General features: G+C 44.4%; 10 protein-coding genes. 3 read left to right on the plus strand and 7 right to left on the minus strand.

Translation table 11 applies throughout. The annotated features are described in order from the left end of the window. Nucleotides 1-85: 85 nt before the first annotated feature. The 7 genes from RTJ53_RS08970 to RTJ53_RS09000 all read right to left on the minus strand — a co-directional run bounded on the left by RTJ53_RS08970 (nt 86) and on the right by RTJ53_RS09000 (nt 10216). Nucleotides 86-1063, minus strand: coding sequence for a MetQ/NlpA family ABC transporter substrate-binding protein (locus RTJ53_RS08970; protein WP_312276666.1), 978 nt, complete (start codon nt 1061-1063; stop codon nt 86-88). A gap of 162 nt (nt 1064-1225) precedes the next feature. Continuing rightward, on the minus strand, nt 1226-1915 hold the full coding sequence (locus RTJ53_RS08975; RefSeq protein WP_007115396.1) for a methionine ABC transporter permease: 690 nt from the start codon (nt 1913-1915) through the stop codon (nt 1226-1228). Nucleotides 1916-1982: 67 nt separating this feature from the next. Further along, nucleotides 1983-2720 (minus strand): methionine ABC transporter ATP-binding protein, encoded by a 738-nt coding sequence (locus RTJ53_RS08980; RefSeq protein ID WP_309577253.1) that lies wholly within the window; start codon nt 2718-2720, stop codon nt 1983-1985. 168 nt (nt 2721-2888) lie between these two features. Beyond that, entirely contained in the window at nt 2889-4493 is a 1605-nt protein-coding gene (locus tag RTJ53_RS08985) for a sensor histidine kinase (protein ID WP_312276667.1), read from the minus strand. A 169-nt stretch (nt 4494-4662) separates the two neighbouring features. Further along, nucleotides 4663-5400: a response regulator transcription factor gene (locus tag RTJ53_RS08990; RefSeq protein WP_007115400.1), complete on the minus strand. Its 738-nt coding sequence runs from the start codon at nt 5398-5400 to the stop codon at nt 4663-4665. Nucleotides 5401-5703: 303 nt separating this feature from the next. Continuing rightward, the gene (locus tag RTJ53_RS08995; RefSeq protein WP_312276668.1) at nt 5704-8886 is read right to left on the minus strand and encodes an efflux RND transporter permease subunit; all 3183 of its coding nucleotides are present in this window, start codon (nt 8884-8886) and stop codon (nt 5704-5706) included. Between the two features lie 79 nt (nt 8887-8965). Next, complete coding sequence (locus RTJ53_RS09000; protein ID WP_312276669.1) at nt 8966-10216, minus strand: efflux RND transporter periplasmic adaptor subunit; 1251 nt, start codon at nt 10214-10216, stop codon at nt 8966-8968. Between the two features lie 490 nt (nt 10217-10706). Here RTJ53_RS09000 and pilG point away from each other — a divergent pair, with 490 nt between their 5' ends. The 3 genes from pilG (at nt 10707) to RTJ53_RS09015 (ending at nt 12232) form a co-directional block, all read left to right on the plus strand. Next, nucleotides 10707-11093, plus strand: coding sequence for a twitching motility response regulator PilG (gene pilG, locus RTJ53_RS09005; RefSeq protein ID WP_312276670.1), 387 nt, complete (start codon nt 10707-10709; stop codon nt 11091-11093). Between the two features lie 234 nt (nt 11094-11327). Beyond that, on the plus strand, nt 11328-11690 hold the full coding sequence (locus RTJ53_RS09010) for a response regulator (protein WP_036592735.1): 363 nt from the start codon (nt 11328-11330) through the stop codon (nt 11688-11690). Between the two features lie 5 nt (nt 11691-11695). Further along, nucleotides 11696-12232, plus strand: a complete 537-nt coding sequence (locus tag RTJ53_RS09015; RefSeq protein ID WP_312276671.1) for a chemotaxis protein CheW — start codon at nt 11696-11698, stop codon at nt 12230-12232. Nucleotides 12233-12399 lie beyond the last annotated feature (167 nt).

Raw genomic sequence — 12399 nt, forward strand, 5'->3', positions numbered from 1 at the left:
TTTTGACCATAAAACATTCTGTTGATAAAATTTGACCATAAAAAAAGAAGCTTAATGCTTCTTTTTTTATGCTAGTAATTACCCATTATTTGGCAGCAGAGGCGGTTGCACTGGCAGCTGCCGGTGTCGCAGGGTTTTCACCCCAGATAGCAGGGTATTTATAACCTGGGAAAGTTTTGTGGGCGTATTGTTTAAATTCTTCTGAATTATACGCATTGGTCACGTCTTTTACCCATTGTGTGTCTTTGTCTTTGGTGCGAATCGCTGACCAGTTGACATACGCATAGCTGGGTTCTTGAAACAGCGCTTCAGTCAATTTGATACCTGAGCTGGTCGCATAGTTACCGTTGATGACTGCAAAGTCAACATCTGAACGCGCACGTGGTAATTGTGCGGCTTCTAGCTCTACCAATTTGATATTTTTTGGGTTTTCTGCGATATCATTTTTTGATGCGGTCAGTGGGTTGATATTGGCTTTAAGTTTTACCCAGCCCAGTTCGTTAAGCATCACCAGCGCGCGTGCAAAGTTGCTTGGGTCGTTTGGTGCAGCCACGGTGGTACCGTCTTTGACTTGTTTTAGGTCATTTAATTTCCCTGGGTAGATGCCAAGCGGTGCAGTAGGCACTTGGAAGGCTTCAACGATATCTAGGTTGTTGTCTTTTTTGAAGGTGTCGAGATAAGGTTTGTGTTGGAACACGTTGATATCAATATCGCCATCGGCTAAGGCTTTATTTGGGCGCACATAGTCAGAGAATTCAACCAATCTGACTTTATAACCTTGTTTTTCTAACTGCGGTTTGACAGAGTTTTTGACCATGTCACCAAAGTCGCCCACGGTAGTACCAATCACAATTTCAGATTTGTTCGGGTCGATACCTGTGCTTGCCGCTGTTGTGGTAGTCGTTGAGCTTGCGGTAGTCGTGGTTGTAGTTGTGGTAGTGCTGGCTTGTGCTGTGGTTTCGGTTTTGCTTTCAGGTTTGCTACAACCGACTAGGGCAATCCCTGCAACCCCTACAGTTGCTAGCAGCTGCGCGATGTGGCTTGATAAATGCGTTAATTTCATACCTTCCTCCAAAAATGAAAAAATAAACGGATAAAACAATCAGCTTACCTTAACATACTCATAAAAAAAATGTTATTGAGAGTTAACCTATGGATATGAAATTTTTTCATAATTCCTAGAAAAACCATCAATAACAATTTTTTAAACAGCCATCAGCTAAAATTAACGTTTATCCAGACGGTGGGCCAAAATATTACCGACTGATTGGATGATAATCACCATCACCACCAATAAAATCACCATAAAAATCATCACGTCATTTTGGTAGCGGTTATAACCATAGCGAATCGCCAAATCACCGAGACCGCCACCCCCAATCATACCCGCTGCCGCACTGTAAGAGAGTAAACTAATCATCAAGGTAGTAATACTTAAAATCAAACTTGAGCGTGACTCGACCAATAACACGTTACGAATAATCGTCCCTGTACTTGCACCCATTGATAACGCCGCTTCGATGATACCTTTTGGCACATCACGCAGATTTTGCTCAACGAGCCTAGCAAAGTAGAAGATACCGGCGACACTCAAGGCAAGCGATGCCGCGATTGGACCAATGGTGGTACCGACAATGAGGCGAGTGACAGGAATAATCACAATCATCAAAATCACAAACGGAAAAGCACGCATAATATTGGTAAAGTTGCCAAGTCCTGCATACAGCGATTTGTTGTCGGCGAGCTGATTTTTACTGGTCAAAAATAGCGCAACGCCGAGCAATGTACCAAAGATGACTGACGCAACCGTTGAGATACCCACCATAATCAGTGTTTCCCAAAACGCTTGCCAAATTTCTGCCTTCATCCCCAAAAGATTATCAACCGCGCTTTGCCAAGTTAATGTGTTTGCCATGAAATTACCCAACGATTCAATTTAAAACTTAAAAGATTATCCAGTCATTAACGATGTTTGTGCGCCGTTAATCATCACTAATCAGCAGTTGCCCAATCGGTGTGGTGGCATGAATTTGCCCCGAATGTACGTCAGCGACCTCAAGCAATTTTCCCTTATCAAGCAGGGCAACGCGGTTACACAGCTTGCGAATCACGGACATTTCATGGGTCACAATCACGATAGTGACGTTAAACTTGTCATTAATATCCTTGAGACAGGCTAACACCGATTTGGTCGTTGCAGGGTCGAGCGCAGAGGTAGGCTCATCGGCAAGCATTACATGCGGTTTGGGTGCTAACGCCCGTGCGATACCTGCCCGCTGTTTTTGACCACCAGAGAGCTGGGCAGGATAGTGGTTGGCGCGATTGACCAAATCGACAATTTCAAGACATTCCATCACCCGAGGCATGATGGTCGCTTTTTCCCAACCGGCAATTTCTAGGGCAAAGGCAATATTTTGTGCCACCGTGCGATTTGCCATCAGATTAAACTGCTGAAAAATCATCCCGATATTTTGGCGGGCATGGCGCAAATCGTGGGTGGATAGCGAGGTCAACTCCTTGCCATCAATGGTGACCGTGCCGCTATCTGGGCGTTCAAGTAAATTAATCAAGCGTAGCAAGGTGGATTTGCCTGCACCCGAATAACCCATCAAGCCAAAAATCTCGCCTTGTTGGATTGTGAGCGATGTCGGTTCTACCGCAGTAAACCAGTTGCCATCTTGGGTTTGGAAGCGTTTGGTAACGTTATCAATGGTAATCATGATAATAAAAAATTTTGCAGTGGCTAAAAGAGGGTAATTTTAGCACAGCTCGTCGTCAGCGTTTAGTCGCTTTAACGAATAAATAAATGCCGAATGGTGGGTTTAATTAAATAATAGAGGAGAAAACCGAAAAAATTGTGACAAAACTATAGGCAGATATAAAAGCGGTTACGATTGGGTGATAGGTAATGTGACCAAAAAGCGGGTATGACCGTGCACTGTGTCGGTGATAATACTACCGCCATGGGCTTTGACAATCTGCGCGACCAAAGATAGCCCGAGCCCTGAGCCTTTTTTCTCTTGTTGTAACCGTACAAATGGACTGAAGATATCGGTGCGTTTGTCTTCAGGAATGCCTGTACCTTGGTCGATAACCGCAATACACACCTGATGAAATTCTGGCAGATGCACAATGTCAGATTTTTTACGGGAAAAAATAGACGATTTATTTTTTGGTTTGTTAGCCAGTTTGCTCGAAGTTGCCTCGCTATCTGCTGTGTCCGTTGCGGCGGGACTATTTGTCGATGACATTTCAGGGTCAACAGTGATGTCATCGCCGTTTGTGGGGTCACTGGTGGTATTTTTTATAGGGGCGGGCAAAGCCACTTTATCTTTTTGAGTATCGGTATCTTTTGTACTCTCTTGCATCGCTGTTGGGGCATCACTTGCCAGTTGATTACCCGCATCATCAATGGCATACAGCTGTACGCTCACAGGTGGGACGCCATGAAGATGGGCATTGTCGAGCAAATTACGCACGAGGTGGGTAAGAAGTTTGGCTTGTCCTTGGATGATAATATGACCACCTGCAAAGGTAGCTTGTGGGTAGTGCTGAATCTCGTTTTTAATTAACTCATATAAATCGACGTCTTCTACTTTTTCTATCGCATGACCGGCATCCATACGACTGACCAGCAAAATACTTTCCACCAAATCATTAAGACCCGTCAAATCACGGTTGATGGCATCGGCACGCTTTTGCACTTTATCTTGTATTGTTTTGTCAAACTGGCTTGCCAGCATCGTCATCATTTCAACTTGTAGACGAATACGGGTAATCGGTGTGCGAATCTCATGTGAAGCATGGGCTAACAGCAGTTTATTGGCATTCATCAAGGTTTCGATACGCTCGGCGGTTTGGTTAAAACCGCGTGCCAAAATGGTAATTTCATCGTTGCCCACAGGCGTGACACGGGCAGAGAAATCGCCATCACCCAGTTGGGTGATTTGCCGACTCAGCTGATTGATACGCCATGTCATGGTACGCGCAATCATCCATAACATGCCCGACATAATGAGCAGCAGTAGCAAGGTGCCTGTCAATAAATTAATCGCGGGCGAAATCGCACGGCGGTTACTAAGTTTTGATTGGTATAACAGCACATAACCCGATTGGCTATTGACTTGAATTTCGGTCGGATGTTTTGGATCATCTCTAGGAAATAGAGAGGAAAAAAATGGCGGGTTTGGCGGTAAGGTGGCAGGCAGCCCACGCATGATCATAATTGCCTCGCCACTTTTGCCATCGTATAGACCAAATTTGGCGTTGAGTGAATCGCTATAGATATTAAAACTACGCCGTACTAGGGCAAGTAGATAGCGGGTTTCGAGATTTTTTTGTTGGTCTTGAGCAGTGCGCAGCTCAACTAGTAACGGGTCTAGCTGTTGGGTGACTTGGCTGGCAATGACTTGGTGGCGGGTATTGGCAGAAGTATCGTGTACCAAGTGGCTTAAAACTACCATTGCCCCAGCAAAAATGACCAATGCCAGCATAACGCTGGCAAATAACTTGCTAAATACACTGTTAAATTTTATGCCGTTCAATCGCACACAGAATCCAAAAATCGTGGGTCATCACAGGTTATTATAATAGCTTTGGTATAATAAATAACCAAGGATGATGACCTTTTGCGTGTTAAATTTGTCAAGCAATCTTACACTCTTACACTTGGTCAGTGGCAAACTGATAGCCGACACCGCGCACCGTGATAATGCGTTTTGGCTGACGAGGATTGTCTTCGATCAGCGCGCGCAGACGCGAAATATGTACATCAATGGCACGGTCGATGTTATCACTGCTGTCATCGTTTGGCATCGCATGCCACAGCTGTTCACGGCTCAGTACTTTACCTGAGTGGGTAGCAAAGTAATGTAATAATTGAAACTGGTGGGTGGTCAAACGCACCGGCTCATCATCAATTGTCACTTCATGGCTGTCTGGATAAACCTTTAAACGACCAAATACTAAGTTATCTTCTTTTTGTTGGTGGAGCGGCAGGTCGTGACGGCGCATGACTGCACGGATACGCGCCAATAGTTCACGCGGTTCAAATGGTTTTGAGACATAATCATCCGCGCCCATCTCAAGACCCAGCACACGGTCAGTGGTGTCACCTTTGGCAGTGAGCATAATAATCGCCGTTTGCGCCAGACGGCTATCTTTGTGCTGTCGAATACGTTGACACACTTGCATACCATCCATATCCGGCAACATCAAATCTAAAATCACCAAATCAATGGATTTTGCAGGATTAAATAGCGTCTCTAGCCCTTCTGTAGCGGTAGGCGCATGCTGAACCTCATAATAGTTCATGCCCAAATATTCGCTAATCAACTCGGCTAAATCTGGATCATCCTCAATCAATAGTACGGTTTTAGTACCACTATTATTATCTTCCATCACCAACTCCAAAAAATTTCTAAAATAAATCAGTTGTTATTATTGCTTTTGCTTATCAAAGCTAGACTTCTATCATCAATCAAGAGCCTATTATCATAAAGCAAGAGATTATTATCATAAAGCAAGACACTATCAATATGATAGTGTCTTACACAGATTTATAAAACTTCTTAGCTGCCAATCATACAGCTATCAATCACGCAGCCTAATTAATCCAATTAATGCATAGCCCAATTTAAAATTGTACTGGGCTACTCATTCTTAAGTTTCTTTACACTGTATAAAATTGTAATGAATTATTGCTTAAAGTGAGTCGTGGCGCTCTATCGCAGGGGTTGCTGCTTTCTTTTTAGCAAATAACCGAAAAAACCGCTGTTTGCCATCATCTAAGTAGGTATAAATCACAGGCACCACAATCAAGGTCAATAACGTTGAAGTAATCACCCCGCCAATAATGGCGTGTGCCATCGGTGCTTGCTGCTCCGACCCTTCACCGATGCCTAGCGCCAGCGGTATCATCCCCATCACCATGGCAGCGGTAGTCATCAAAATAGGGCGCAGGCGCGTTTGCCCGGCCAGCATAATAGATTCAGTACGGCTCAAACCGTTTGATAAGGATTCTTTAATAAAATCAATGAGCAAAATCGCATTTTTACACACCAATCCCATTAGCATGATAATGCCGATGATAGAAAACATATTAAGACTAGAACCGAATAAAAATAACGCAAAGAACACCCCAATTAGCGATAACGGCAGCGATGCCATAATCGCCACAGGGTATAAAAAGCTATTAAACTGTGACCCTAACAACATATAAATAAACACGATTGCCAGTCCAAGTGCGGTTGTCGCGTAACCGATGGATTCTGCCATGTCCTTGTTAGAGCCTTGTACCGCAAAGCTGTAACCGGGTGGCAGTTTCATTTCGTTTTGGATTTTGGTGATATCCGCGCCGATATCACCTGCCGGTCTGCCGTCGGTGTTGGCTTGGACTACCACCTCACGAAACAGCGAACGGCGGTTGATTTGCGGTGCACCTAATGTTTCACTAAAATTCGCCACTTGCGATAGCGGCACTAGTATCGGCTGACCATTTTGATCCATACGGCTTGATGACAAGTACATAGATTGTAGTTGCGAGATAGTCTGGCGGTTGTCGTCATTTAAGCGCACGTTGACATCGATATTGTTGCCGTTGTCATCTTTAAAAGTGCTCACATTGTCACCGGCAAGCAGCGGTCGTAATGCTTGTCCGATTTGCCCAATCGAAAGACCGGCATCATTTGCTGCTTCCCGGTTAATGGTGACATTGACCATTGATTTGGGCTGTTTAAGGGTGCTTTCCAAATCTACCAAGCCATTGACGTTTGAGAGTTTTTGCATAAACTCATTGGATAAGCGTTGCAGTTCATTCAAATCATTGCCTTTGATGGATATCATAATCGGCTTAAGACCACCGCTGACTGCCATGGCAGCGGCTGCCACTGAGGTGACTTTAATACCGCCTACCTGCTGCAATTGCTCACGCATGGCACGGTTTAAGGCATCTAATCCGCGCGTGCGCTCATCTTTAGGTACTAACGACACATTCACTTGTACCCGATTGTTACCGCTATATGACATGGCATTAACCGTGGCATAAGTATTGGTAACTTCAGGAAAACTTTGTAATACCGCGTTGACTTGTGCTGCTTTTTGTTGGGTGTAGTCAAGATTGGCATTGACAGGCGTTTCAAATTTGACTTTGATTTCATTCATATCCGCTTGCGGGACAAACTCTTTACCCACCAACCCCACGGCAAAAAACGCGGCAACCAGTGAGCCAATTGCAATAAGCACAGTTATCAAACGATGGCGTAAACTCCACGCAAGAATATGGCTGTATAGATTGGTCAACCGATCTAACAGGCCCTGAAAGCCCGCTAATAGCCAAGCAATCGGTCGCTTGCGAAACGATACAGACCCATTGAGTCGGTCATGTTGGTGCGCGGCATCTGGGTCTGGCCAAATCGAAGACAACATCGGGTCAAGCGTGAAGCTAACAAATAACGACAGCAACACAGCGGTGGAAACGGTCACACCAAACTGATAAAAAAAGCGTCCGATAATCCCGCCCATAAAAGCCACGGGTAAAAATACCGCCACAATCACCAGCGTCGTCGCTAGCACGGCAAGCCCGATTTCTTGGGTGCCATCAAGCGCCGCTTGGCGGTGATGTTTGCCCATACCCACATGGCGCACAATATTTTCCCGCACCACAATCGCATCATCAATCAGCAGTCCGATACATAATGCCAGCGCCAGTAGGGTCATCATGTTGATGGAAAAACCAAACGTCCAAATCGCCGCTAAAGTACCAAGTAGCGAAATGGGCAGCGTCAATCCTGTGATAATGGTCGAGCGCCACGACCCTAAGAACAACCAAACAATAAACACCGCCAATATCGCCCCTTCAATCAAGGTGCGCACCACATTATTTAACGAGCCACGAATACTTTTTGAGCTATCAGCGACCACCGTCATGGTAACACCTGGGGGTAGGGTCGCTTGGATTTCTGCCAGACGCTGTTGGGTTTTATCAACCACATCAATCAAATTGGCATCCGACATTTTGATAATATCCATTGCCACCGCAGGTTGACCATTTTGTAGCGACGCTGACTCAGCCTCGGCTTGTCCATCAACGACTTGGGCAACTTGCGATAAATACACAGGCACGGTAGCACCCGTGCTTGAACGATTTTGGGCGACAATGATTTGATTAAACTCATTGGGTGTTTTGACCAACCCGTTAACTTGAATCACCATCTCTTGATTTTGATTATTGATAGTACCCACAGGTAATTCGACGTTTTCTGAGCGTAGCGCATTGCTAATTTGATTGACTGAGACTTTATAGGCATTCATTTGGGTAGGATTGAGCAGCACACGGATTTGACGCTGCCGACCCCCCAATATATCGACACGACCCACCCCTGTGACTGTTTGCAGTTGTTTTTTGACCGTGTTGTCTAAATAAGTGGATAATTCCCGAAGCGACATTTTGTCAGAGCGAAATGTGACAGACACCACAGGCGCATCGGCAGGATTATACTGCGCAACGATAGGCGTGGTGACTTCATCACGAAAGGTGGGGGTCACCAGTGCCAATTTATCACGCACGCTTTGCGCGGCAACATCGGAAGGAATATTTAAATCAAACTGCACGATGACTTGTGACAAGCCTTGTTGGGTGACGGAGGTCACTTCTTTGACACCGGCGATGGTATTGACTTGGTCTTCAATTTTTTTGGTAATGTCGGTCTCGATGACTTCAGGTGAAGCACCACTATAAACGGTATTGACCACCACAAAAGGGAATTCAATATTAGGAAATTCCTCAACTTTCATGCGAAATGTTGCCAGCAATCCAATGACCATCAGCGCGAGCATGATCATGGCGGCAAACACAGGATTGTTGATACTGACGCGGGTAAGCCACATAGCAAATTCCTAATACCAAAATTTTTGACAATAAAATTTTTAACAATATAGAATGATTGAATGAAACACTATCAGTAAGCTATTTGAGCACGACTTTTTTACCCACATCATTGGCATTGAGATTTGCCACAATCACCGTAGTGTTAGCCTCGATGCCAGCAATTAAATACTGACTGGTATCGTCAAGGTGTTTGAGTACTTTAATAGGCTGTTTGGTAATCACATTGTCTTTACTGACTACCAAAATCGTGCCAGCTTCTAAGGTTGGACTTGTGGCGGATTGGTCGCTGGATTTATTGGCTGCACCTTTTGCTCCAGATTCGAGGGCTGTAGATTCGAGCGCTTTAGACTCCAGCATTACCGCTGACATCGGCACCAATACCCCAACTTGTGCAACCCCATAATTAAGCTTGCCTGTGGCATACATGCCTGGGCGAAGTCCGCGATTACGCTGAGAAGGTTTAACCGCGATATAAATCGTCAGCTGGCGAGTGGTGGCATCGACTTGGGGCGAAATGCGGCTAATTTGTCCAATGTACTGATTGGTTTGATTACTAATAGTAAAAGGCACTTGTTGACCGAGTTGTAGCTGTGTTTGTGCTTCGCTAGGGACATTGGCGGCAAACTCAAGTTTATTGGGGTCAATGATTTCCATCAAGGCTTGGTTTTGCGTGACTACCTGTCCGACATTGACGCTGCGACTGCTGACAATCCCCGTGGTAGGCGCATAAATCGTGGTGTCGCCAAACATTTTTTGTGCACTACTTAATTGGGCTTGTTTGGCTTTGATGGATTCACGCTGCGCAATGCTGTCTGCCACACTACGCTCATACTCTATTTGTGAGACAAAACCTTGCTCGAGCAAAATTTTGTTGCGCTCAGCAAGTTTATTGGCGACGATGGCTTGTGCTTGGGCGGCGGCAACATCGGCTTGCGCTTGAGCGAGTTGGTTTTTACTATCACTGATATCAAGTCGCACCAATGGTTCACCTTTTGCCACTGTTTTACCTACATCAGCCAGCACTTGTTGCACTTGCGCATTCACGGTTGATTGCACCACTGTGTGGTCTGAAGGCTGCAGTGCCCCTGTCACAGTGACACTCGGTTCAAAACGGTCTGCTTTGGCGGTGATGACATCAGCAGCTAATAGCTGAATCTCGTTATTGGCGATTTGCGGGGTGGCTGAAGCGGTGGTGACTTGAGTCTTTTGGGTTGACAGCGGGCTTTTGCTGTCGTTTTGCTGTTTTTGGCAGCCACTCAAACCCATAACAGTGCTAGCCACAGCTAGGCTTAATGGTACAACTTTGGTGATAAACTTTGGTGTTATCATGAACGAGACGTCCTCAGCACAAACAATCAACTTAAAAAAATATAAAATGATGTAGAAATAACCAGTACAATGCGTTTTTCTAAGCTTATTTCAACATGTTTTTATCATCAGGTAATACCTGTATATTACCATGGCTCTATGGGCAATCTACCCAAGCAGTCACCAGATCAAACTCGAATGGTCATCAGGATGTTAAAAATGAACGATAAGTGCATCGATTTAAGCATACTTTACAGCAAAAAAGTATGGTAGTATTTTAGCAATAATCACCATACAGTTGGTTTTTAACTATCCGTCTGAAATATTTGTTATATCTTATAAAAATTATTTACAATAGCTTAGTTTTATTGTCAAAAATTGTACTAGTGACTTTTGAGCGTTGATGGGATCATGTGATAACTGCCCTAACGCCTATGACTTAAAGTTTTGAGCAATCGCTATAGGACAGTGGATAGCAAAATCATAGCGAAACAACCATTAGGAAAATATTATGGATGCAAATTTTGAAGGCCTAAAAGTCATGATTATTGACGATTCAAAAACCATTCGTCGTACCGCAGAGACGTTACTTGCCAAAGCAGGCTGTGAGGTGATTACTGCTGTTGATGGCTTTGATGCATTGGCAAAAATTGCTGATACTAACCCAGATTTGATTTTTGTCGATATTATGATGCCACGCCTTGATGGTTATCAAACTTGTTCACTGATCAAAAACAACGCAGATTTTGCTGCCAAGCCCGTAATTATGCTGTCATCAAAAGATGGCTTGTTTGATAAAGCGCGCGGTCGTATTGTCGGCTCAGATGAGTACTTGACCAAACCATTTAGTAAAGAAGAGCTATTTGACGCCATTGAACGTCATCGTCCTGCGTCTTAATACGCTGTGCTCGAGATTAACAACATGCCAGTACCACTGTTGTTAATACTTAAAGTTTACAATCACTAGCTACGATCAGACTAGAGATAACTAACATAAAAGCGCAGATTGCAACCTAAACGGGCATAGATTTGGGATACGTGTTTAAAGTTGTGCTGTCATGAGTACAGACACACAAAACAGCAAAATATAAAGCGATTAATATAATCAATCAGCAGGTAAAAGGGTAAGTCTATGGCCAAAATCTTAGTAGTTGATGATTCACCATCAGAAATGGCAAAATTTCGGGATATTTTGACCCGTCATCAGTATGAAGTCATTGAAGCGCATACAGGCGATGATGGGATTCAAAAAGCCAATGAGTTTTTCCCAGACGTGATTTTGATGGATGTGGTCATGCCCGAGATGAACGGCTTTCAAGCAACCCGCAAACTTACCCGTGACCCAAAAACCAGTCATATCCCTGTTGTCATCATCAGTACTAAAAATCAAGAAACTGACCGTGTATGGGGCAAGCGTCAAGGCGCACGAGATTATCTAAGTAAGCCGATTACAGAAGAAGCGTTAATCACTGTAATCCGTTCCGTGATGGAGTAGGTTTCGTGTCCTCAAATGGCTTTATTGAGCTTTTACGACTCGCTGACCGCGGTATCAAACGACAAAAAGGTGCTCACTTTGACCAAAAAACCCAGTGGTTAGGGGTTGCGTTTTCGCTCGGTGGTTACCACTTGGTAGCCCCACTCGGCGATGTGGCTGAGGTGCTATCTTTGCCTGCTTATACCTCAGTGCCTTTGTCAAAACCTTGGCTATTAGGGATTGCCAATGTGCGGGGACGGTTACTACCGATTACCAATTTGTCGAACTTTTTAGGTTTACCTCCATCAAGCTCAAACTACCAATCAGCCAATCAAAAGATTTTGGTGATTGATCAACCCAAGCTCTTTAGTGGCTTACAAGTCGATGAGATATTGGGTATCCAAACCTTTAGTCAAGGGCAATATCAGCCTATCGAAATGCCGAATGATTCACCGCTCGCTCAGTATACGCATGGTCGGTTTAAACAAAATGAGCAGATTTGGTATGTGTTTATGCCAAGCTTATTGGCGCAAGACACGCGTTATTTAGAAGCAGCGTTATAACCTAATTTTCTAACTCATTAAAATAATTGAGGGATTACCGTATCATGGATACTAAAACTTCGACCCTAAGTACCAATACCAATTCCCCCGTCGCGGTCGGGCCTGGCAACAGTAATTATCGTATGGATAGGGGGCGCTCAACCAACTGGATTTTTTGGGCAAGTATC

This window comes from Moraxella sp. CTOTU46711 (assembly GCF_031975715.1).
Classification (GTDB): Bacteria; Pseudomonadota; Gammaproteobacteria; order Pseudomonadales; family Moraxellaceae; genus Faucicola.